Here is a 23,977-nt window from a genome sequence, read left to right on the forward strand (position 1 = left end):
TCATATCTACTCTAAATTCAAACTACATCGGTGAATTCTGTGGTAATTCCTGCACTGAAGAAAGCTCTGCTAACCTTATGGTCGGCAGAGCTTTCTTTAGCTTTAGAATCCCCCAATTTGTACAAGGGTCTGAATAAGCTGCTCATGATTGTCAGCGGGTACAGTTATAAAAAACAAAAAGCTACTCGCAACAATTAACAATGCCATTTTTTTCAACATTACTTAACCACACCTTTTCAATTAGATTGGAGAACTCTGTTTTGATTTCAGGAGTCGCATGGACTTGAAAACGCATAAACAGACCAATACAATTTATAAAGTTTGTTTCATTAGTTATTATATGTGACTTTGCCATTGCATACATCAAGTATTTAAAGCCATCACTGTATTTCACCCGATGTAAATAATAATGAGCCATTTCGTAAGCAAACCATGCGAAATAGTCTGGTATTACTTGTTGGGTATATATATCAGATGATGTTGGGAGTTGAGCAAATGAATTAATATTTGTTTCAAAACGTGAAAGGACATCATCCACATCTATTTCATATCGGTTAGCCGCTATCATAACGTTCAACAGCTTTGAGAGTTTCTCATTTTCATTAGCGGTTGATGTTGCCGCTATATATTCAACATAGTCTGGCAGCACGCTAACATCTCCAGACAGGAGTTTATTGACGTACGTGTTACCTTCTGCCCACTGACTGAACAAGTTTACCCAGTGTTGAGTATCTTCATCAGTCTCTTTGACCCAATCTAAATTCGTATAGGCGTATGTATATAGTAGAGCTTGTTGATAATCGCCTTGGGCTTCACAAACACTAGCACACAACAAATCGGCGTAAGCAATGTATCCAAATAACGGATTTCTGGTTTCCTTTTCATGCTCCCTGTTCTTTCGATTCTTCTGCTGATGCTTTATGGAATATTGTACTTCAGCTTTCCCTCTCATTTGCCTTGCCATTTCCTCAACCTTGTCCCACTTACGCAAAGACCTGTACACGTTCGCCAAATCCTTTAATGCGTCAAGTTGGTCCATTTCATCCAGACGTTCAATGTAAGGCTCGAACAACGTAGCTGCCTTGAGATTGCGGCTTTGATCGTCACCAACCTGAATCGTGAACATTCGATACTGACAGATCGCCAATCGTTCAGAATGTTGGTACTTCTCCGTTTCAGCTACACCCTCATAGAACAGCAACGCAGCATCATGTCGTCCCTGTGCTAATAGCACTTCTGCCATATCAAATAGTTTAGGCGAATAGAGTAGGTTGTCCATAATGGTTCCTACCACTCGACGGATCGCATCCAGCTTGCCCAATTCCGCACAACGATACAAAAATGGCTCTATTCGTCTCATATTCGGGGGGGTGTCGATGATGTAGTTTTCTATAAATAGGTCGTAAAAGTAGCCTTCTGGTAAACCCATAGCCTCGGTAATGCGATCTATCTGGTTAACAGACATAGATTTATTGCCTGACACTATGCTACTTACTATCCCCCTATTCATGCCCGCTATATGCCCAAACTCCATCATGCTCAAACCTTCTTGTTTTAGATATTGTTCCAATTCTGCTCTAATCGTGGGTGTAACTTTCATAGATAAACCACCCTCCATACAGAAGTACCAATATTTATATATTATTGCATTCTATTGTTGTCCATAATTTAACAGTTGTCAATAATTTTTATTTATTTGCATCGAATATCGAAGTATATAAAATAAGCAGTTCCAAAGAGTCATTTTACATTGCAGTCAAATAACCTTGCCACTGTTACCAGTGAGACTTATGGTAATAGAAATATAATCCTTCAAAAAACAGACACTTACATTGATCTGACTGTACAAAAGTACGGAGGGTTACTTGCTGAGTGGGACTACAAAAATCCGCTGAATTATCAGAGGCTTTTCATACTTGTATCTTAAATTAATTTGCTGCTATAACGCTACGAGTTTTAAAGGGAAATATTGTTCGGTGAATATAAAGTTGTAGACGGACAATACGTCATTAAGCTAACGGGCAGTTTAACTTGATTGGTGATATTATGCTACTCTATAAATAAGCAAATAATTTAATCAAGAGGTGTAATAATGCGGTTTCATAAATTTTATATCGGACAAGTATTTAAAACCAAGTCTTTAAAATTAACTAAAAAGGATATTACCAGATTTGCAAGGGAGTTTGACCCGCAATATATGCATTTAGATGAAGAGAAAGCATTACAAGGCAGATTTAATGGAATTATCGCTTCAGGAATTCAAACATTAGCTGTTTCTTTTAAGCTTTGGGTTGAAACAGGCAGTTACGGTGATGAGGTTATTGCTGGAACTGCTATGAATAATATTAAATTTATTAAACCAGTATATCCAGGCGACGAATTGTACACCATTGTTGAAGTGATTGGAGTAAAAGAGATGAGGAATGGAACAGGACTCGTTACTGTGTTGCTGTCGACTTTCAACAAGAAAGAGGAGCAAGTTTTTGAAGGCGATTTATCCGTTCTGGTTAAACAGTAAAGTTTCATAAAAATCAATTATTACAGGTTTGAAGAGGTCCATGCATTTTAGCACGGACCTCTTCTCTTTATTCTAACGTGGCTTGACTTGCGGCTTCATGTTCAGCCACACGTTGCAGTAATTCCTACTAAGCCTTCATTTGGCGACCTTGACGTTGCCCTTCTACAAACTGAATATCGCATAGATTCTACATCTTGTACTTTACCACCATCTTGGATAACATATCTATGCCTTCTGGAGTTATGTAATAATAATAAATTGATATTGCAAATCATATAAATGAATAATTCACTATAAATCTCTGAGATTTGCACTGAGCCATTTCAGTATAGAGGGCTTTGAGAATGCCATTTACTAATCTCAGCCCATAGTATGTCATTCCACTGCTTTTGTATTGGAACTGTACAAACAACACGACGGAATGAGAAGCATCATACAAACCATAGAGGTATAGCTACTTCAAGAGTGGTCTAATCTATGTAAATTTTTGGTTCAGTGTAATGAATTTCACATCTTTCCGGGTCAACCTGTTCTACCATAGAAGGGTGATACGCCGTGCTGGGCAGACCACTTGGGTCGGGACGGTTACATTTTGTTCTAAAACCAGCTACACAGGCTGTCTGGCATGCGCGGCAAGTACGCCTTTATTTTGATTCGAAGCGGAGTGTCCAGATGTTGAATACCGAATTGGAATACCGTGAGCGCATCAGGAAGTTGGCCGTATGTATTGTCAAGCACTACCGTGGAAAAGGACCGGACAACGTCAAGGTTTCACTGGATTCGCCGCTCCGGATTACGGTAGAAATTCGAGGTACATTGTCTAATTTGTCCGAAATTCTCGTTCATGAAGGGGCCGAGGACAAGGTCAGGGAATATTGGAACGTCCTTCGTCCCTATCTGGAAAAGGAGTTTATGAACGAAGCCGAAAAAACACTCGGCAGTCCCTTCACTTATACTTGGGAGGTCTGCCCCTCCGTCCATGGAGACGGACACATTATCATTTCTCTAGAACTACAACACATACACCGGTTGGATTAGCGGGAAGGAGCTTGTCTCCTCGCTCGCGGATAAGCCAGTACAGGATGCAGCGTAAAGCGGCATTTTTGTATTGGCTTTTTTTATGTTACGAGTTTCATCTATTTCATATAAAAGAGGTGCTGCACTTATGGCAGACAAGGTATTGACCGTATGTCCCTACTGCGGGAGCGGTTGTCAGCTTCATTTGCTGGTGGAAAAAGGACAGGTAATTGGCGCAGAGCCGGCTGGTGGTCGTACGAATGAAGGAACGTTGTGTCTGAAAGGACACTATGGATGGGATTTTTTGAATGACCCACAAATTCTGACTGCACGCTTGCGCAAGCCCATGATTCGCAAAAATGGAGTTATGGAGGAAGTGGAGTGGAAGGAAGCCATTCAATATACTGCCGAACGGCTGTCAGCAATTAAGGAAAAATACGGACCCGACTCCATTATGGGAACGGGCTCCGCACGCGGTCCGGGAAATGAAGCCAATTATGTCATGCAAAAGTTCATGCGGGCGGTCATTGGCACGAACAATATTGACCATTGCGCTCGTGTATGCCACGGCCCTTCTGTGGCAGGTTTGACTTACTCGCTCGGAGATGGAGCTATGTCCAACTCTATTCCTGAAATTGAACACTCTGATCTCATTTTCGTGTTTGGATATAATGCACCCGAAACACATCCGATCGTCGCAAGACGCATTGTAGCTGCCAAGCAAAGAGGCGCGAAGATTATTGTATGCGATCCGCGCATGACCGAAACAGCTCGTATTTCGAATATGTGGCTACCCCTAAAGGGCGGTTCAAACATGGCTTTGGTGAACGCTTTTGGTCATGTACTTGTGCATGAAGGACTGTACGACAAACGATATGTGGAAGCAAACACAGAAGGATTTGCCGAATACGTAGACAGCATTAAAAAATATACTCCCGAATATGCGGAAGGCATTACGGGGGTCAAGGCGGCCGATATCCGGGCGGCTATGAGGGAATATGCAAAGGCCCCTACCGCTACAATTTTGTACGGAATGGGCGTATGTCAATTTTCACAGGCCGTTGATGTGGTAAAGGGGCTCGCTTCCCTTGCACTGTTGACGGGAAATCTGGGCAAGCCGAATGTCGGTATCGGACCAGTACGGGGACAAAACAATGTACAGGGGTCCTGTGATATGGGCGCTTTGCCGAATGTGTACCCTGGCTATCAGGATGTAACAGACAACACAGCTCGCAAAAAGTTTGAAAAAGCATGGGGTGTTGAGCTGCCACGTAAAAAGGGCTATCCACTTACGGAGGTACCGCACCTCATCCTGAAGGAGAACAAGCTGAAAGCTTATTACATTTTCGGAGAGGACCCTGTACAAAGTGATCCGAACGCCGCCGAGTTGCGTGAAGCCCTAGACCAATTGGAATTTGTCGTGGTTCAGGATATTTTCATGAACAAAACAGCGCTGCACGCCGATGTCATCCTCCCTTCTACTGCTTGGGGCGAGCATGACGGTGTATATTCTTCGGCAGATCGGGGCTTTCAGCGCATCCGCAAAGCCGTTGAGCCACAGGGTGATGTTAAGCCAGACTGGGCTATTATTAGCGAGGTTGCTACCGCCATGGGCTACCCTATGTCCTATGCAAACACAGAGGAAATTTGGGATGAAATGCGCAGCCTCAGCCCATTATTCTCGGGTGCCAGCTACCAAAAGATGGAGCAGCAAGGCGGCGTTCAATGGCCTTGCCCTACCGAGGATCATCCAGGTACACCGTATTTGTATAAAGGAAATCAATTTTCGACACCTAGTGGCAAAGGCAGATTATTCGCCTGCGAATGGCGTCCGCCACAAGAACAACCGGATGCAAAATACCCGCTTGTCTTGTCCACAGTCCGTGAGGTAGGTCACTATTCCGTGCGTACCATGACTGGCAATTGCCGCGCGCTGCGCCAGTTGTCTGATGAGCCTGGCTTTATTCAGATTAGCCCAGAAGACGGAGCAGATCTGAATATTCTGGATGGTGAAATTGTTGCCATATCCTCCCGTCGTGGACGCATCATGGCACGGGCACAAATCAGTGACCGTGTGCAACAAGGTGCGACCTACATGACCTATCACTGGTGGGTTGGAGCATGTAACGAGCTGACCGCTGATTTTCTCGATCCGGTATCCAAAACCCCGGAATTAAAATACTGTGCCATCCGTCTGGAACGGATCGCCGACCAAGTGCAGGCCGAACGTGATGTACATGAATCGTACCAACGGATTCGCAGACAGATGAACGTCCAGGAAGCTGTTTTGGCTGATAAGGTGACGAGATGAGCGGCACAGGGAATATGATGCACCGTCCGACAGATAACCGGTCAGCTTCGACGAATAGAATGGGAGCAGCCAGTAGAACAAGCACTGTTGCTTCTTCTTTTGTAGTCGCAGACGCCGGGCAGTGCATCGGCTGCAAAGCCTGTGAACTGGCGTGCTTCGCCGTTCACAGTCAGGCTAACGGTATAGGAGCTTCGGTCGGAACCGTCAGCGTACCTGTTTTACCCAAGGTGTATGTTGTACGTACAGGGGAGATGTATGTGCCGGTGCAATGCCGGCATTGCGAAAATGCCCCCTGCGCACATGCCTGTCCGGTACAGGCCATTCGTCAGGAGGACGGCGTCGTCATGATAGATGAGGAACGATGTATCGGCTGTACCTTCTGTGTTTTGGCCTGCCCTTTCGGGGCGATTGAGGTGTCTCCGGTCTACCGGGCAGGACACGTTGTAACGCAGTCCGGCCTGACTCACCGTGCAAATCGAGTCGCCCTTCCCCGCACCGCGGCAAGCAAATGCGATCTGTGCGCGGAAACAGAGAACGGAAAGCCTGCATGTGTAGAGGCCTGCCCGAATCATGTCCTACGGCTGGCCAAAGGTATATCCGACTCACCTCCAGAGCCTCGGCGGGAAGTCTTTTTCCCACGCCTATAAGGTCAAAATCAGCCGCAGAAAGGTAGAAAAACATGTCAACCACAATAGACAAGATCTCTTCACCTCCTTGTATGAAGACGACTGATTGCACAGACCCTGTCATTCATATTGACCCTACGCTCTGCACGGGATGCAGACGTTGTGCTGAGGTTTGTCCAGTAGATGCCATAGAGGGACTGCCCGGAGAACCGCAAACCGTTAATGCAGACCGATGTGTTATTTGCGGTCAATGTGTACAAATATGCAGCGTATACGCATCTGACTGGGCAGGTTCATCTCCACAGGAAGGCGCCGCTAGACGGCTGGAACGTATCCAAGAACGCGATATGCCTGCCGACATCAGAGAGCCGCTATTCGCTGCCTATTATAGCTACAACTTGAATAAGGTAGCCGATATGATGACCAAACCTGGACAGTTTCGGATCGTCCAATGTGCTCCTGCCATTCGTGTTTCACTCGCGGAGGAATTCGGAATGCCGTTCGGCACCTTGACGCCTGGGAAAATGGCTGCTGCTTTGCGCCGCCTTGGCTTCGATCGAGTATACGACACCAACTTTGGAGCTGACGTGACCATCATGGAGGAAGGCACTGAATTGATTCGTCGCGTGACCGAAGGCGGTCCCTTACCTATGTTCACATCCTGCTGTCCAGCATGGGTCCGATTTGCAGAAATAGAATATCCCGATCTGCTAGACCATCTATCCAGCTGCAAATCTCCGATGCAAATGTTAGGAGCGCTAATCAAATCTTATGGCGCACAACTAGACGAGGTGGAACCTGCGAATATATACAGCGTTGCCATCATGCCATGTACCTGTAAACAATTTGAGTGCGATCGTCCCGAAATGGAATCTGACGGTTACCGTGATGTGGATGAGGTACTGACCACGCGTGAACTTGCATACTGGATCAAGCAGCGTGGAATTGATTTTGCGAACCTGCCTGATGAAGAATTCGATTCACCGTTAGGACAATATTCAGGTGCAGGCTCCATTTTTGGAGTCACCGGAGGAGTCATGGAAGCTGCCATCCGTACAGGTTACGAGCTGCTGACAAATGAAAAACTACCGAAGCTCCAACTCGATTTTGTTCGTGGTGAGGAAGGCATTCGAGTAGCTGAGGTTCAGGTAGGCAAGCTCCAGCTCAAGGTAGCGGTCGTCGCCGGGCTACAACATGCCTATCAGCTATTGGATCGTGTCCAGGCGGGCGAATGTGATTATCATTTTATTGAGGTGATGGGCTGCCCTGCTGGATGTATCAGCGGAGGGGGACAACCCAAGCTCATGTTAGAAAAGCATCGAATTGAAGCTTATCGGGCACGTAAATCCTCCATCTATGGACATGATGCTGCACACCAGGTACGAAAATCGCATGAGAACCCTCACATCATCAAACTTTATGATGAATTTCTAGGTGAGCCGCTGGGTCATGTATCGCATCATCTGCTGCACACGACCTTCCAACAACGGGGGCCCGGCAAGCAAAGCCGCAGTAGCACTATTTCCACCAAAGGGGATACGGGTTACTCCATTCATTAATACGTTAAGTTATTTTTATGCTGTATACATTATATTTGTCGTTAGTTAGAGAGGAGTCGAATTGTATGAACCGTTTTGTTTTAGCTGATCCCGATCAGTGTATCGGCTGTCGTACCTGTGAAATCGCATGTGTCATCGCACATTCAGCGGAGAACCCTTTTATCTCGCCGGATGATGAGTTTCATTTTCACCCTCGTCTGAAGGTTATCAAATCATTTGGAGTCACTGCACCCGTTCAGTGTCGTCACTGTGAGGATGCCCCATGCGCCAACGCTTGTCCGAACGGCTCCATTACGAATGCAGATGGCTGCATTCTCATTAATAGTGAAAGCTGCATTGGCTGTAAAACCTGCATGATCGCGTGCCCTTACGGCGCGATTACCATGGTACCCGAGTATCGAAACGGGCAGCCTGTAGTGCAGGACGGATTGTATACCAATATGTCAGGACGTTTGCAACCCAAAGAACGCATGATTGCTAGCAAATGTGATTTATGCGAAGGTGTCGACGGCGGCCCAGCCTGCATTGGTAAATGTCCAACACAAGCCCTCAAGCTGGTCGAGCCAGATCTGGTTCATGCCCGGGTAGAGGAAAAACGCGCTGCAAGTGCACGTCAGCTACTGCATATGACACGCATTCCGGCAACGGGTCTATGACCGAAGGTTTCCCTCTGCCTACAAATACGCGAACCGAGCGGGATGCGCTAGGAGAGATGGAAATTCCCGCAGATGCCTTTTACGGCATTCACACCGCACGCGCGATGAACAATTTTGCGGTCAGTGGCAGGCCTGTGAACAAAAACCTGATTCACGCTCTTGTGTTGGTAAAAAAAGTAGCCGCTCAAGTAAATGGTGAGCAGAAACGGCTTCCTGCCCAACGGGCCTCTGCCATTGTAAATGCCTGCGACGAAATACTCGCCGGGAGGCATCAACATATGTTTACCGTGGATGCCATGCAAGGCGGCGCAGGCACCAGTACCCATATGAATGTAAATGAGGTCATTGCTAATTTGGCCATCGTACAGCTGGGAGGCAGACCAGGGCAGTATGAGATTTTACATCCGCTGGATGATGTGAACTGCTGCCAGTCTACGAATGATGTCTATCCGACAGCGCTACGAATTGCAGCGATACGGCTGCTTCGGCCTTTATGTGACACGATGTCTTCGTTACAAGATGCTTTACAGCACAAAGAAACAGAATATGCCGACTTGCTTAAGCTAGGTCGCACTCAGCTAATGGATGCTCTGCCCATGATGGCCGGGCAGGGCTTTGGTGCCTACGCAAAGGCTATAGCGCGCGACCGCTGGCGTCTCTATAAAGCTGAAGAGCGGCTGCGGGAAATCCCTATTGGGGGCACGGCGATTGGCACAGGTATGAACGCGCCCCGCGCATACAGCTATCGGATGGTCGAAAAGCTGGCGGATGAGACTGGCTTTGGACTGAGTCGCAGTGACCACCCAATGGACCCGATTCAAAATATGGATGTCTTTGTGGAGGTGTCCGGTCTACTCAAATCAGCCGCCGTGAATCTGTACAAAATATCTGGCGATTTTCGCCTACTGGCCTCTGGTCCTTTCGGTGGTTTTGGCGAATACACGCTGCCTCCAGTTCAGGCGGGATCCTCTATTATGCCTGGCAAGGTCAATCCGGTAATAGCTGAAATGGCAGGACTCACAGCCATGCGTGTGATAGCCGAAGATGCGGCTATCACTATGGCCGCTGCCTCCGGTCAGTTGGAGCTAAACGCATTCCTGCCGCTGATTGCCGAATCGCTGCTGGAATCGCTACATATTCTGAACAGCGCGGTTCGACTATTCGAGGAGCGATGTGTGCGTGGCCTGATCGTGCGTGAGGAACGCTGTACTACAAATCTGCGTAACTCTGCCGTGATGGCTTCTGCGCTGGTCGCGGAGCTTGGCTATGATGAAGCTGCCTCTATTGCATCTGCAGCCATTGTGCAAGGTCGCGCACCAGAGGATATTGTAGAAGATCGCGGCCTACTGACCCGTTCGCGGATTGACCAATTATGCCATCCCTATACAGTAACCAAGCCCGGAATTCCGGGACAGGAAGAAGGAACTCACCATGGGAATGAATGATACCCCTCGTAGCAATCGACCACATATCGTCCTGCTCGGTCGCCGCAACGCAGGCAAATCCAGCATTCTGAACACCCTGACTGGTCAGCCCGTCGCTGTGGTATCTCCTGTAGGAGGAACGACCACGGACCCCGTTTTCAAACCAATGGAGCTGCTCCCAGCGGGTCCCATTGTTCTGGTGGATACCGCCGGACTGGACGATGAGGGTGAGATCGGGGAGCTGCGCCGCAACAAAACGCTCGAAATACTTAATAGTACAGACTTGGCCTTGCTCGTTATCGACGCCACCGTTGGTGTCGGACCATTCGAGCATGAGCTGCTCGAAAAGCTCCGCACCAAAAAGATTCCTGTTATTGGGGTATTGAATAAGATAGATACCCTTACTGAATCAGATAATACGGCTACAAAGCTGGCAACTGAACTGGATCTCACCCTGATTCCTTTCAGTGCATCTTTGCTTTGGGGAGACACGGAACTGAAAAAAGCTATTACTAATACGCTCCCTCAAAACGAGGATCGTTTCCGTATCGTCGGTGACCTGTTGTCACCCGGCGATGTTGTTGTGCTGGTCGTTCCCATCGACAAAGCTGCACCAAAAGGCCGATTGATCCTGCCACAGCAGCAAACAATCCGCGATACACTAGAGAGTGATGCCATCGCTGTAGTGACCAAAGAACATGAACTACGATTGACGCTGGAGAGATTGGGACGCAAGCCTCGCTTGGTCATTACCGATTCACAGGTTTTTATGAAAGTAGCGGCCGACACACCTAAGGATGTGCCTCTTACCTCTTTTTCCATTCTGTTTGCCCGTCATAAAGGCGATCTGGACGAACTGGTACGAGGTGCAAGAGCCATTGATCGCCTCAAGGATGGAGACCGTGTACTCATTGCCGAAGCCTGCACTCACCAATGCCAATCTGACGATATTGGTCGAGTGAAAATTCCCCGCTGGCTCCGCCAAACTATAGGCAAACGTCTCATCATCGAGCATGCATCCGGCTCCAGCTTCCCTGATGATCTGAGCGAATACGCACTGGTTATTCATTGCGGTGCATGCATGCTCAATCGGCGTACGATGCTTCATCGAATGTCGGAAACAAAAGCTGCCGGGGTGCCGATTGTGAACTATGGTATTTTCATCGCTTATGTACAGGGGGTCTTTCCCCGTGCTATTGAATGCTTCCCATCTGCTATGCTGGCATGGGAGCAAGCTGTAGAAGCCGGCAGTTATTCCTAAAAGACCTCATCTCATCATTAATATTTTTTTCCAGACACACAAAAGCAGTCGCGCTGATTCCAACGCGACTGCTTTTCATTTTCAAGTTCTATTATAAATCATGAGAATTTTCATAGCGTGAAATGATACTACGAATAATATAAATTGCTAAAAATACAAATCACGTTCGCCTGCTTCCAGTCGTTCCAGTCTGTCAAGCGTCAAACGGCGCGTCGATTCACGTGGTATACGCTCCAGATTCTCTCGCAGAGCGGCAGCTCCCAGTTCACGCGCCTCCTCATCCCCATAATCCAGCAGATATTCTTGGAAGGTCAGCAGCGAATTCGGCTGGCACACATTATGAATTTGTCCTGATTTGGCAAGCTCCATGAAACGATCCCCAGTTCGCCCCTCACGGTAGCAAGCTGTGCAATAGCTCGGCATATATCCGCCACGGCACAAACTTTTAATAATTTCCGATGGTGAGCGATGATCCCCCACCTCAAATTGAGGTTTATCATCAGTTTCCTGTTTTGCATATGCCCCTACACCTGTAGCTGAACCTGCACTAATCTGCGACACGCCTAGACCAATGACGCGGTCTCTATATTCCGGCTCCTCGCGAGTGGACAGGATCATACCAGCATAAGGGACAGCCAGTCGAAGAACGGATACAATTTTCATAAAATCCTCATCGTTGACCAGGTACGGATATCGCTCCAGATCTACATTTTCAGCCGGACGCAATCGTGGAACTGAAACCGTATGAGGACCGCAGCCAAAGGCTTCTTCCAAGTGCTCAGCATGTTTCAGCATCGCGACAGTCTCATAGCGGAAATCATACAAGCCGTACAACACACCGATCCCCACATCATCTATACCCGCACGCATGGCTCTGTCCATTGCGGTGGTGTGCCAATCAAAGTCCCGCTTCGGTCCCTGTAGGTGGAATTTACGATAGCTTTCCCGATGATACGTTTCCTGAAATAAAATATACGTACCAATGCCTACCTCTGCCAGCTTCCGATAGTCCTCCTCGGTTGTGGATGCAATATTCACATTGATCCGCCGTATGCTGCCGTTATCTACCTTGACCTCATAGATCTGACGCAGACAATCGACGATATAGTCAATGGGACAATGGACTGGGTCTTCCCCCGCTTCCAGCACGAGCCGCTTGTGTCCCAGTTCTTGAAGCACTCTAACCTCCTCCACCAATTCCTCCGGTGTCAGACGGCTACGAGTAAAGCTGTCATTGGTATGTTTATAACCACAATATTCACAGTTATTCACGCAGTGGTTGCTTACATATAAAGGGGCGAACAGCACAATCCGGTTGCCATAAATTTGTTCTTTGACTGCCCTCGAAGATTTGAACATCTCTTCCAATAATTCAGGATCATCCACATGCAAAAGAGCCGCCGCTTCACTCGCACTCAGTCCCCGGCAGGCTCTCCCCTTTTCTAAAATTTCTAAAATACGGTGTCGATCTGTTGCCTCTTGTTTCCCCTGCTCCACTGCCGCCATAATTTCTGCTTCATTAATAAAATCCGCCGACACTTTCTCTCGTACTCCACTCACGTATACCCATCTCCTTATTTATGGTTACTGCAATGTTTCCGTTATGGCCTCACAAAGTTTCCTGTCTCATAAGCTGTCGTTGCACCCTCAAACTATCGCCGCGCCCCATATCGACTTCAAATCCCGCTCCGCGAATCCGCAGTTCCAGGCAATGTCGACATTGGGCAGACTCATCGCCCAAACATATTTTATTCTCATAAATCGCGTACTTAGGTCTCACCGCCAGTGGTGACAAATTGGGCATCACCACATTTGCTCCCGCCTGAAGCGCCTTCTCCCTGCCTTGGGGATGAATCGTTCCCATTGCCGTAGACGCCGGAATAAGTGCATCTGGAACGACCAATCGGGATAACGAAATAATATCGAGTGCCTTTTCCATGCTCCCCTGACTGGCATCCCGAAGCGGCGTGTTGCTATGCGGTAAAAAGGGACCAATCCCGATCATATCTGGTGACAGGCTGTGTAGATAGACCAAATCGTCTGCTAATTCACTATTCGTTTGTCCTGGTAACCCCACCATACATCCGGCCCCGATCTGAAAACCGATTCGTTGCAAAGCCAGCAGACGGCTGCGCCTGCTTTCCATCGTCATCGTCGGATGCAGCTTGGCGTACAAATGGGGAGAAGCTGTCTCATGCCGCAGCAAAAAACGGTCCGCGCCAGCCTCGTATAATTGCTCATAAGTTTCATCATCCCGTTCACCGATGGACAGTGTAACCGCCACATCCGCAAAACGGCTTTTAATTTCCCGAATCAATTTCGTCAGCCGGGCTGCAGTAAACCAGTAATCTTCCCCACTTTGCAGCACAAAGGTCCGATAACCGAGTTCATACCCCTCCGCACAACAGGCCAGAATTTCTTCTGGCTGCAAACGGTAACGATCTGCCTGTTTATTCGAAGCGCGCAGCCCACAGTACATGCAGTCCTGACGACATATACTGGAGAATTCAATTAATCCCCGTAAAAAAACACCTTTGCCATAGCGCTCCAATTTGGTGCGAGCTGCCAGGTGTCTCAGTTGAGCCCGTAGCGTCGGCTCATCATCCAGACGTGTCAGCAGCTCCATCATTTCCGTATGCGTCCATTCCTTGCCGTCAGCTAGACGCAGTAATAATTCGTCCGTGACTCATCCCTTCTTCCCTCGTCCATCCGGACTTCACATCATCAGCGGCTTGTACCGTACATGTATTATTCTAGCAATATCGGAGAGGTTGTAACGTGATTAGTTTCACAAAAAATCCCATCTTATAAAAACCGCCTCCAACTTCTGCCCCAAAAAATACACATTTATATCAACACACAAAAAAGCTGTCTCTTCCTCTAAAGGAAGAAACAGCCCTTGTCGATGGTTCTGCCTACTACTGAATCAAATCAATCGCCTGCTGGGGTACAAAATAATCAACGCCGTTAAATACAACTACACCGTTGAGCTTGGTATTTTTGCCATTCAGCGTAGCTATATTTTTGTATACTGGAAGCTCCAGCTTGTTACTGCCTTTGGTCACTGTAATGACTTTCGTATCCGCAGTAAACTTGGCTCCTTTAGCTTCAAAAGCGGCTTTTGCAGGAACAAACAGCTGCTTGCTGACCGTATCCAAATCCAGTCCAAGCACACGTGTCATATATTTATTGACATCTGTATTGTCGATTACACCGGTTGGACGGTCTCCGTTCGGCGCATACGTGTACAACACGACATCGCCTCCTGTATGTCCGCCTGTAGTCCAGCCAATATTCGCACGTTTGCTAATGATCGGTCCGACAGCATAGTTCATGCTGCCTTCTTTGGCATCTTTAATGGTTTTTACTTCTTCGTCTGTCAAATCGGTGATGCCAAAATATGTGGAAAGCACCTCTTTAATATTGCTGCGATCTGCATTCAGCTTGGCTTCCAAGCCTTCACCCGTCAGCTTCGCTTTTTTCAGCGGGTCTATAAAAGAAGCTAAAGGTGTTTTATCATAATTGCTAGTTGTATCGCTGCTACCAATCGTCAATCCACCATTTCCGTGGTCTGTCACTGCTACGACGACTGTATTTTGGTTTTGTTTGGCGTAATCCACAGCAACTTTCACTGCATCGTCAAATGAAAGCACGTCACTGATAATTCCGGTTGGATCATTTGCATGGGCGGCCCAATCCACTTTACTGCCTTCTACCATTAAGAAGAAGCCTTTATCGTTTTTGGACAACACATCAATTGCTTTCGATGTCATTTCCGCCAGACTAGGTTCCTTGGATGCATCGCGATCCAGGTTATACGCAAGGGCTTCGGGAGAAAAGCTGCCCCAGAGCTTGCTGGAGGTCGATTTTTTCAACCCTTCAGGTGTCGTGACAAAGTCATAACCCTGGTCTTTAATTTGGGCTACCAAATCTTGGCCATCTTTACGCCCTGCTGCCTCCAAAAACTTGCCGCCTCCACCTAACACTACGTCAACCCCGTTGTAGGCTTGCTGCATGCTGAGTGCATCATAATTTTTACGATCAGGATAATGTGCGGTAAAATCAGCTGGTGTCGCATGCATAATCTCGGAAGTCGCAATAACTCCGGTCGATTTTCCTGCCAGCTTGGAAGCCTCAAGAATGGAAGCTACAGGCTTTTTGGCGTCACCCGCTGCAATGGGTTGTTGTCCAGGCATTGTCGCTTCATCAGGAAGGACACCTACATACCCAGTATGTGATTTATATCCTGTGGCAAAAGCAGTACCCGCTGGAGCAGAATCAGCAATTGGAGCATCCGCAGAATGCGTACGCACCATGCCGCTTGCCATACTGTCTAAAGTTAAGGAGGAGCCTTTGTACCATCTAGCCAGTGCAGTGGCGTCATTAGCCATACCGTCTGGAATCAAAATAATTACGTTTTTAATCGACGTGTCCTTTTCGACTGCCATCGCCGTCCCACCGCTTACTGCTAGCATCATAGTCGCTACGAGTGCAGCCACCGATTTTTTCGTATGTATCCCCCAACATTTTAGCATTCATTTTCCTCCCAGATACTTTTTTGTACAACCAGAACTAAGATTAATCACATTTTATCAGGAGAATGTTAAATGGATTGCTTATCTGTATTAAAAGACTCTATTTGTATAAAAACGCTTCATCTATATAAAACTTGTGACACATGAGATTCGTTAAGATTGGGAATTTCATTTTATTATTGTATAATCAGTCTATGATGTAATAGGTAAAACTTATAAGACAAGGGGCGCAAAATTCGATGGAATTCAGACAGCTTCAGTACACCCTGCAAATTGCAGCGGAAAAAAACTTCTCACGTGCAGCAGAAAAACTGCATATTGCTCAGCCCTCTTTGAGCCAACAATTATCCAAACTGGAAAAAGAACTTGGGGTACTTTTATTTCAACGCAACACCAGCACGGTGGAATTAACACATGCAGGAGCAAGCTTTGTAGAAAAGGCAAAAAAAATAGTCGATGCAGTCGAGCAGCTCCGGCAGGAAATGGACGACATTTCTCAACTGCGAAAAGGGAAGGTTGTGGTTGGCAGTATGCCTATCACAGGTTCTCATTTGCTGCCGCATGTGCTGCCTGTATTCAAGAAGGCTCATCCGGACATTGAAATCGTGTTAGTCGAGGATTCATCCATGAATCTGGAGAAAAAAACTGCCAGTGGGGATACAGATCTCAGCCTGCTATCTCTTCCATTAGTTGAACCTACACTTTCCTATGTGCCCATCGGTGAAGAGTGGATTGATCTTGCCGTTCCTCCAGGTCACCCCCTAGCCCTGCGTAAAAAAGGAGGCCATCCGCAGCCTGTGCATATGGAAGAACTGAAAGATGAGCCTTTTGTCGTGCTGAAAAAAGGGCAAGGCTTTCGCAAGCTGACGATGGATTTGTGTCATCAAGCGGGCTTTGAACCTAATGTGGTGTTTGAGAGCACTAATATGGAGACGCTCCAATCGCTCGTAGCGACAGGTATGGGAGTGACACTCGTCCCCCGTTTTATCGCCCGGGCCGCCAGCAGCGAGTTTGTTCCAGCATTATTGCCACTCGCCGAACCTACCCCTAGCCGTACCCTGGCCATTGCTTACCGAAACGGACGTTATTTGTCTAAAGCTGCCGAAGCCTTTATTGATACCTTCCGAGAAACGGTCGAGCAACTTTCTCAAAAGTAGCTTCGAATGTGAAAAGGACCGTCTTCCTCCCTAGCCAAAGCCAGAGAAGAAGGCGGTCCCGGGGCTTCACCCCTATACTTTCAATACTTCATTTACTTTACGGGTTCGATTACACTGTTGCGATGTTGCTTCCATCTGTCTTCAACGAACCACATTTCATGTTCATTTGAATTTCATGTCAGCCTCGCCTGATTACTTTACGCTTGCTCGGAAACTCCACTTTATCCATCCCGCATCACTTCTTTCCTTAAGGTCTCTAGCCTTGGTCTCCCAAGAGTGTCCTACCTCAGTTCCAATGTGCTGTGTGATCCCAAAGTGCCTGTCCTCGCCTTTTTGTGATCAGGGTCTCCCTAAATCTGGTGGACTTTTATCCTGATCATAGCCCATTTCATAATTGTTTCCGACAACCTGTCTATTTAAGCCTCTCGGCCGTGACAGGCCATCCCTATTCGCCAGTTCGGATCTACTTTGGTTATCCATCGTTATCAACCTCCTGGTGTCGGGATACTATTATAATACACCTATGGGCTGTATCTGAAACAGGTATCGAAAAACTTTTTTATTATCGAGAAGAACCAAATGCTTGCTGTACCTCGGCTTCACTCACTTGTGTTTTAAAGACTAATTTTGAAGGATCTTGAGGTGAATAAATGACCTCTATAATACTTCCCTGCTGCAGTTTGGATAGTTGGGAAGAAAAAACATCCTTTTGCGTGGTTACATTAAATGTATCGCCGTTGTTTTTCGTTACACTGAGCTTAAACTGAAGCTTAATTTTATTAGGTCCTGCTTCCCCCATGGGTGTGACATCCAGCACCTTCGCATATGCCTGCTCACCGGTTTTGGCAACTTCCAACAGTTCAGGCGATACGCCCTGCTTGACCATTTGCTAATCTATTGTCAGATTGGTTTGGCGAAGCTGATCCAAATGCTGTGACAACAGCCCCCAGTTTTTCCGGGTAAATACGATTTCACAGCGATATATCAGCGTAACAGGTAGCATCATCTGCTGCATTTCCTCCCGCTCCCGGCCCATCAGCGCTTCAAAACGTGCTACTTCCTCCAAAGCCTTATCCAGCTCGCCAATCGATGTTAGCATAATAATACGGTTGTTCAGGATGGTCGTGAGCATATCTGGTGCATTTTCCAAATACACCAAATTGGCCTCAGCCATAGACAACGTTAACAGTGCTTCCTGTACAGAACCCATGGCAAAACAATATCCGCTGTAAGCCACATACAGGCCCGTCAAACGGTGAAAAAGCCGATCATCATATACCCTGCGCATCGTCTGCTCGAATACCTGCTTCGCCTGATCAAATTGCTTGACCTGAATACAGGCCTCCATCATAATGTTTTGCGCATTCAGCCAGTTTTCCGTCCCCTCTTCCACCAGACGTTTTAGCTGCGTAACGTTATTCAGCACATCATAATAATGATTTTTAGAGCGGAAATACTGGATTTTATAAAATAAAATTGCTTTTTTTAGCGGTGCGGGCAGCTCCACCTCATCCGAACGGCCAAACTTCTCCAAATAAAAATTTAAATAGGTCTGATGTAAATATTCATAGGCCGTTGGGTCATTTAATTGCTGGTAATATACGGCCTTCATCAAATAAGTCGTCATTTCCACCACAAGCGAATCGTTGCGATCCTCCAGCTGATCCACATAGCTTTCCGTGGCAGGATTAGCCAGCTTGGACAGCTCTGTGAAAATCTTATCCGCTGTAGCCAGCGTCTCCTCATCCTCTGCCGCTTCACGCAAGAGGTAGGATGGGTTTACACCTAAACGCCCAGCAATTTGCTCGGCCAGATCCTCTGCCAACGGGTAACGGTCAGCCAGTATATTCGCAAAATGTGCGGGTGTCACCAGCCCGTCTACCAGCTCTTTACGGGACAAGTTTTTCTTTTTACACAAAAAATCAATGCGTTCCTTAAGCATGGAGTATTCCTTTCTGCACTGATTATCGGTCATACAGTGAGGGACGCCGATCTTCAAACACCGGAATACGACCACGCACGTCCTGCACCAAGACAGACTCAATTGTTCCTGTGAGAATCTCCTCCTGCTCTCCGCCCTCAGCAATGATTTCTCCCCATGGATCAATAATAAGCGAATGCCCGAAGAAATCAGTATCTCCGCTGCGACCTACCCGGTTACAAGCAATGACATACATTTGATTTTCTATAGCACGTGCGGTCAGCAAGGTACGCCAGTGATGAAGCCGGGGATGAGGCCATTCCGCGGGTACGATCAGCAAATTTGCGCCCGACAAGGCCAAACTTCGGGCTAGTTCAGGAAAACGGATATCATAGCAGATTGACGCACCTGCCTGAATACCGCCATCCAGTGCGAATAAAACCTTTTCTTCGCCAGGCTGCAAATATTTTTCTTCATCCATAAGTCGGAATAGATGAATTTTGGAATACGAAGCAACCTCTCTGCCTGTGCGGTCAAAAACGAGCATCGTATTATACACATGACCGTCGCTTTTTTTCTCTGCGATTGACCCAGCTACTACGTTCACTTGATGGGTAGCGGCGAATGCTGCTATCCATGCCCGAGTCTCCGTCCCTTCCTTGTCCGCCAGCTCATGAATGCGATCCAAGGCATAGCCCGTATTCCACATTTCCGGCAGGACAATCAGATCCGGCTTTAGTTCGGTTTTCATCGCTTGTTCCATTAAAGCTCGGATATGACTGCGGTTTTCCGGGGGATTTCCTATCTCTATATGAGCTTGTATGAGTGCAACACTGAACGGCTGAGCTTCCTGATACGTCAAAATCCTTCATCCTCCTTGTGAGCCGGAGCTTTCCGCGACCCATTATCCGGTATTTTCCCCCATCATAGCCCGATCAGTCTGGATTACGCAACTATGCAAGCTTAATTCCTCCTATACAACTCGGTAAAATCGTGATAGATTATTTCTTAAACTATTCCAAAAGGTCGTGTGTATTGATGACTCATTTTTCTATTCCCTCCGCTGACGTCATGAAACAGTTACCTACTCAATTTTTTGCCACACTTGTACAAAATGTAAACCGTGAAATTGCGGCGGGACATGATGTCATTAATCTCGGACAAGGGAACCCGGACACCCCCACTCCTTCTCATATTGTAAAAGCTTTGCAGGAATCAGCGGATAACCCGCTGTATCATAAATATTCGCCATTTCGCGGTTACAGCTTTCTCAAGGAAGCCGTTGCCCAGCGCTATCAGGAGGATTACGGTGTGACGCTCAACCCTGAAACCGAGGTCGCCATCCTGTTTGGCGGAAAAACGGGTTTGGTTCAGCTGCCGCAAGTCTTACTCAATCCCGGCGATGTGTGTCTCGTCCCTGATCCCGGCTACCCGGACTACTGGTCTGGCGTAGCCTTGGCTAAAGCGGAAATGTCTTTTCTCCCATTAAAGGAGGAGAACCGTTTTCTGCCCGATTATGAAGCCATTTCCGAGGAAGAACGCCGCCGCGCCAAGTTAATGTTCCTTAACTATCCGAATAATCCAACCTCGGCAACGGCCCCACTTTCTTTTTACGAGGATACGGTTGAATTCGCGCAACGTAACGGTATTGTGGTTGCCAGTGATTTCGCCTATGGCGCTATTGGATTTGATGGCGAACGTCCGGTGAGCTTCCTCCAGGCAGAGGGTGCTAAAGACGTGGGAATTGAGTTCTATACCTTGTCCAAAACGTACAATATGGCGGGCTGGCGTGTTGGTTTCGCGCTCGGTAATGCCGAAATCATCTCGATGATTAATCTGCTACAGGATCATATTTATGTAAGCTTGTTTGGCGGCATTCAGGCAGCAGCGGCGACAGCCCTGACGGCCTCGCAGAACTGCGTAGGCGAGCTGGTAGCCCGCTATGAATCACGCCGTAACGCTTTTTATGATGCACTTGGGCAAATAGGCTGGAAGGCGACGCGCCCAAGCGGCTCCTTTTTCAGTTGGCTGCCTGTGCCGCAGGGCTATACTTCGGCTTCTTTTGCCGATCTGCTGTTGCGGGAAGCCAAGGTGGCTGTCGCTCCAGGGATCGGCTTCGGAAGCGGCGGCGAAGGATATGTGCGAGCGGGGCTGCTGAGCTCAGAAGCTCGACTGACCGAGGCGGCTGATCGAATTGGCAAGCTAAACCTGTTTGGTTAAGCCGTATTTTCCAGCTACAACTTCTTTGCCAAACCTGGTCTTTTCGTGGTATTCTGTATCCAATATCATTTAGCGCGTTGAAGGGACTATTAAGAGAGACTCGGTCCTGTTCAGAGAGTAAATTCCGATAGGCTGCAAGAATTTACCTGGACTCTCTCCCAACTCCTATCCCCGAGCGCCCTGCGCAATCAGGCGGTCCCTGCCGTTAACAGGTTTCAAGTGGGATGATCATGAATCATCAATGAAGGTGGTACCGCGGAAGCACAAACTTTCGTCCTTTGCATACAAAGGATGGAAGTTTTTTTGCATTAAAAAGAGTAAAATTAAGGAAGTGGACGTCTTGTCAACACGAATCGTCATTAAAATCGGAAGCAGCTCTCTGACTGGAGTGGAAGGTGGTTTGAATCGGGAAGCCATCGCTTATTTTGCCCGGGAAATCAGCTTGCTTCGTGCAAAAGGTCATGAAGTGCTGCTGGTTACATCAGGCGCAGTAGCCGCCGGATTCAGGGAGATTGGGTACCCGTTTCGCCCTAAGCTATTGCATGAAAAGCAGGCGGCAGCGGCTGTTGGCCAAGCTCTTCTCATGCAGGCCTATGAGCAGGCTTTTAAAGATTTTGACCTAGTGATCGCGCAGGTTCTGCTAACCCGTAGTGACTTTTTGAGCCGCAAACGGATGAATAATGCCGGAATGACCGTAGAAGAATTGCTGCGCCAGCAGGTTATCCCGATCTTTAACGAAAATGATACTGTATCGATTGACGAATTGAAATTCGGCGATAACGATATGCTGTCCGCGCTGGTTGCCAATCTGGTCAAAGCTCAGCATCTGATTATCATTACGGACACCGATGGCGTATATACGGCAGATCCGCGCAAGCATCCGAATGCCGTACGTTTTGAACGTATCGAAGAAATTACAGAGGAGATTTATGCATTAGCTGGAGGTTCTGGATCGTCTGTAGGTACTGGCGGCATGCGATCCAAGATCGAAGCTGCCAAAGTCGCTACACGCGGCGGTGTACCTGTATATGTGGGACGCGTAAGCGCGAATGGTGATCTAGACGCAGCCGTCGAAGGACACGGACCGGGAACTTATTTTGACACCCACCTATCTTCACTTCCGATGAAAAAACAGTGGCTTGGATTTATGTCCACCCCTCTGGGCGCAGTTCATGTAGACGAAGGGGCTGAGGAAGCGTTGGTTCACGGAGGACACAGTCTACTTCCGGTTGGCGTACGACGTGTCGAGGGCAGCTTTCATGCCGGAGATGTCGTTGAGGTGCTCGGACCGGAAAATAAAGTGTTAGGACGCGGCATCGTCAATTATGACGATGAACAGCTCCGAAATGTACAAGGATTACCCAGCGGCGAGGTTGTGGGCAAAATTGGTCCCATTCACCGGCTTGAGGTGATCCACAGGGATGAATGGATTACATTATGTATGTAGGGAGGCCGTAACATGAGTGATTTAACGACTAACACAGCTGCAACCGAGGAGAATCAGTTTAGCGAAGTACGAACCAAAGCGAATCTTGCTAAAAAAAGTGCCGGGGTCATGAACCGCCTGACTACAGCACAGAAAAACGAAGCATTGCTTGCTATGGCTGAAGCTCTAGTAAATCATACTGAAGAGCTGATTGCAGCAAACCATAATGACCTGAAACGTGGACGGGAACAGGGAACATCGGAATCGCTGCTCGACCGCCTCAAGCTGACCGAGGACCGAATCGGAGCTATTGCCGAAGGATTACGCCAAATTGTGGCACTGCCTGACCCGGTCGGCGACACCCTTGAGCAAATTGAACGTCCAAACGGCCTGCGAATTGAGAAGATACGTGTACCGCTGGGTGTCATCGGCATCATATATGAAGCGCGTCCAAATGTAACCGTGGATGCCGCGGGCCTGTGCTTGAAAACAGGCAATCCGGTTGTGCTACGCGGTGGTTCGGCCGCCCTCTTCTCCAACCGCAAGATTATTGAAGTACTCCAGCAGGCACTAGACGCAACCGCTGTGCCACGCGAGGCGCTTCAACTTATTGAAGATTCAGACCGTGCCTCGGTCAACGAAATGCTCACCTTGAACGGCTTGCTGGATGTAATTATTCCACGCGGCGGACGTTCACTCATTCAAAATGTTGTTCAGAACGCTACCGTACCTGTCATCGAAACCGGAGCTGGTGTATGCCATACCTTTTTGGACGCTACAGCGGATACCGCAATGGCCGAAGCGATTACACTGAATGCCAAGGTGCAAAGACCGTCCGTGTGTAACTCAATGGAAACATTGCTCGTACACTCGGATTATGCAAAAGCACATTTAACAGAATTGGCAGAACGCTTTCGTGATGCGGGGGTTGAGCTACGCGGCTGTGCACGCACACGAGAATTGGCTCCTTGGGCTGTTCCTGCTACAGAAGAGGATTATGGCACCGAGTATAATGATTACATTATGAACGTAAAGGTCGTGGACAATCTGGACGAAGTACTGGAGCATATTGCCCGCTACGGTACGATGCATTCAGAGTGTATTGTCACCGAGGACAAAGCCCATGTCGAGCGTTTTCTGCAAGAAGTGGACGCGGCAGCCGTGTACCACAATGCATCCACTCGCTTCACGGATGGCTTCGAATTTGGGTTTGGTGCCGAGATCGGAATCAGCACACAAAAATTACATGCCCGCGGTCCAATGGGATTGCCTGCCTTGACTTCAACCAAATATCGCGTGTACGGTACTGGACAAATCAGGGAATAATAACTTAAATCAATCTGTAT

General features: G+C 47.8%; 20 protein-coding genes. 12 read left to right on the top strand and 8 right to left on the bottom strand.

Going from position 1 to position 23,977, the window contains the following annotated elements:
- Positions 1–181 precede the first annotated feature (181 nt).
- Positions 182–1,600 (bottom strand): helix-turn-helix transcriptional regulator, encoded by a 1,419-nt coding sequence (locus tag AOU00_RS01800; RefSeq protein WP_069289789.1) that lies wholly within the window; start codon positions 1,598–1,600, stop codon positions 182–184.
- Between the two features lie 492 nt (positions 1,601–2,092).
- Between AOU00_RS01800 and AOU00_RS01805 the strand changes: the two genes are divergently transcribed.
- From AOU00_RS01805 to hydF, 8 genes are all read left to right on the top strand, one after another.
- A complete protein-coding gene (locus tag AOU00_RS01805) occupies positions 2,093–2,518 on the top strand; it encodes a MaoC/PaaZ C-terminal domain-containing protein (protein ID WP_069289790.1) in 426 nt (141 codons plus the stop codon).
- A gap of 555 nt (positions 2,519–3,073) precedes the next feature.
- Positions 3,074–3,556 carry a DUF2294 domain-containing protein gene (locus AOU00_RS01810; protein WP_235309619.1) on the top strand — a complete coding sequence of 161 codons (483 nt, stop codon included), beginning with the start codon at positions 3,074–3,076 and terminating at the stop codon, positions 3,554–3,556.
- Positions 3,557–3,683: 127 nt separating this feature from the next.
- Complete coding sequence (gene fdhF / locus AOU00_RS01815; protein WP_061831771.1) at positions 3,684–5,846, top strand: formate dehydrogenase subunit alpha; 2,163 nt, start codon at positions 3,684–3,686, stop codon at positions 5,844–5,846.
- Complete coding sequence (locus AOU00_RS27535) at positions 5,843–6,493, top strand: 4Fe-4S dicluster domain-containing protein (RefSeq protein ID WP_069289791.1); 651 nt, start codon at positions 5,843–5,845, stop codon at positions 6,491–6,493. The genes fdhF and AOU00_RS27535 overlap by 4 nt, the downstream gene beginning before the upstream one ends.
- A 71-nt stretch (positions 6,494–6,564) precedes the next feature.
- Positions 6,565–8,031, top strand: a complete 1,467-nt coding sequence (locus tag AOU00_RS01825; RefSeq protein ID WP_081330764.1) for a [FeFe] hydrogenase, group A — start codon at positions 6,565–6,567, stop codon at positions 8,029–8,031.
- 65 nt (positions 8,032–8,096) lie between these two features.
- Positions 8,097–8,687 (top strand): 4Fe-4S dicluster domain-containing protein, encoded by a 591-nt coding sequence (locus AOU00_RS01830; protein WP_013310648.1) that lies wholly within the window; start codon positions 8,097–8,099, stop codon positions 8,685–8,687.
- On the top strand, positions 8,684–10,132 hold the full coding sequence (locus AOU00_RS01835) for an aspartate ammonia-lyase (protein WP_081330668.1): 1,449 nt from the start codon (positions 8,684–8,686) through the stop codon (positions 10,130–10,132). Before AOU00_RS01830 ends, AOU00_RS01835 begins: the two co-directional genes overlap by 4 nt.
- The gene (gene hydF / locus AOU00_RS01840) at positions 10,119–11,372 is read left to right on the top strand and encodes a [FeFe] hydrogenase H-cluster maturation GTPase HydF (RefSeq protein WP_069289793.1); all 1,254 of its coding nucleotides are present in this window, start codon (positions 10,119–10,121) and stop codon (positions 11,370–11,372) included. Before AOU00_RS01835 ends, hydF begins: the two co-directional genes overlap by 14 nt.
- A gap of 147 nt (positions 11,373–11,519) precedes the next feature.
- Here the strand turns inward: hydF and hydG are convergent, their stop codons facing one another.
- From hydG to AOU00_RS01855, 3 genes are all read right to left on the bottom strand, one after another.
- Positions 11,520–12,932: a [FeFe] hydrogenase H-cluster radical SAM maturase HydG gene (hydG, locus tag AOU00_RS01845; protein WP_013310651.1), complete on the bottom strand. Its 1,413-nt coding sequence runs from the start codon at positions 12,930–12,932 to the stop codon at positions 11,520–11,522.
- Positions 12,933–12,981: 49 nt separating this feature from the next.
- Entirely contained in the window at positions 12,982–14,040 is a 1,059-nt protein-coding gene (gene hydE, locus AOU00_RS01850) for a [FeFe] hydrogenase H-cluster radical SAM maturase HydE (protein WP_223822128.1), read from the bottom strand.
- 250 nt (positions 14,041–14,290) lie between these two features.
- Positions 14,291–15,907 (bottom strand): alkaline phosphatase, encoded by a 1,617-nt coding sequence (locus AOU00_RS01855; RefSeq protein WP_069289795.1) that lies wholly within the window; start codon positions 15,905–15,907, stop codon positions 14,291–14,293.
- A gap of 239 nt (positions 15,908–16,146) precedes the next feature.
- Here AOU00_RS01855 and AOU00_RS01860 point away from each other — a divergent pair, with 239 nt between their 5' ends.
- Positions 16,147–17,064 (top strand): LysR family transcriptional regulator, encoded by a 918-nt coding sequence (locus tag AOU00_RS01860; protein ID WP_069289796.1) that lies wholly within the window; start codon positions 16,147–16,149, stop codon positions 17,062–17,064.
- A gap of 339 nt (positions 17,065–17,403) precedes the next feature.
- Here AOU00_RS01860 and AOU00_RS26500 read toward each other — a convergent pair whose 3' ends face one another.
- From AOU00_RS26500 to AOU00_RS01875, 4 genes are all read right to left on the bottom strand, one after another.
- Positions 17,404–17,544: a hypothetical protein gene (locus AOU00_RS26500; protein WP_023989112.1), complete on the bottom strand. Its 141-nt coding sequence runs from the start codon at positions 17,542–17,544 to the stop codon at positions 17,404–17,406.
- Between the two features lie 82 nt (positions 17,545–17,626).
- Complete coding sequence (locus AOU00_RS26505; protein WP_172828235.1) at positions 17,627–17,950, bottom strand: DUF3592 domain-containing protein; 324 nt, start codon at positions 17,948–17,950, stop codon at positions 17,627–17,629.
- Between the two features lie 3 nt (positions 17,951–17,953).
- Positions 17,954–18,964, bottom strand: coding sequence for an XRE family transcriptional regulator (locus AOU00_RS01870; RefSeq protein ID WP_237166258.1), 1,011 nt, complete (start codon positions 18,962–18,964; stop codon positions 17,954–17,956).
- A gap of 64 nt (positions 18,965–19,028) precedes the next feature.
- Positions 19,029–19,847 carry a carbon-nitrogen family hydrolase gene (locus AOU00_RS01875; RefSeq protein WP_069289797.1) on the bottom strand — a complete coding sequence of 273 codons (819 nt, stop codon included), beginning with the start codon at positions 19,845–19,847 and terminating at the stop codon, positions 19,029–19,031.
- 176 nt (positions 19,848–20,023) lie between these two features.
- On the opposite strand from AOU00_RS01875, the gene AOU00_RS01880 reads away from it, so the two are divergent.
- The 3 genes from AOU00_RS01880 (at position 20,024) to AOU00_RS01890 (ending at position 23,957) form a co-directional block, all read left to right on the top strand.
- The gene (locus AOU00_RS01880; protein ID WP_069289798.1) at positions 20,024–21,205 is read left to right on the top strand and encodes a pyridoxal phosphate-dependent aminotransferase; all 1,182 of its coding nucleotides are present in this window, start codon (positions 20,024–20,026) and stop codon (positions 21,203–21,205) included.
- 241 nt (positions 21,206–21,446) lie between these two features.
- Positions 21,447–22,652 (top strand): glutamate 5-kinase, encoded by a 1,206-nt coding sequence (gene proB, locus AOU00_RS01885; RefSeq protein ID WP_069289799.1) that lies wholly within the window; start codon positions 21,447–21,449, stop codon positions 22,650–22,652.
- A 12-nt stretch (positions 22,653–22,664) separates the two neighbouring features.
- The gene (locus AOU00_RS01890) at positions 22,665–23,957 is read left to right on the top strand and encodes a glutamate-5-semialdehyde dehydrogenase (RefSeq protein WP_069289800.1); all 1,293 of its coding nucleotides are present in this window, start codon (positions 22,665–22,667) and stop codon (positions 23,955–23,957) included.
- The last annotated feature ends 20 nt before the right edge of the window (positions 23,958–23,977 follow it).

The sequence above is a fragment of the Paenibacillus polymyxa genome (assembly GCF_001719045.1).
GTDB classification, from domain to species: domain Bacteria; phylum Bacillota; class Bacilli; order Paenibacillales; family Paenibacillaceae; genus Paenibacillus; species Paenibacillus polymyxa_B.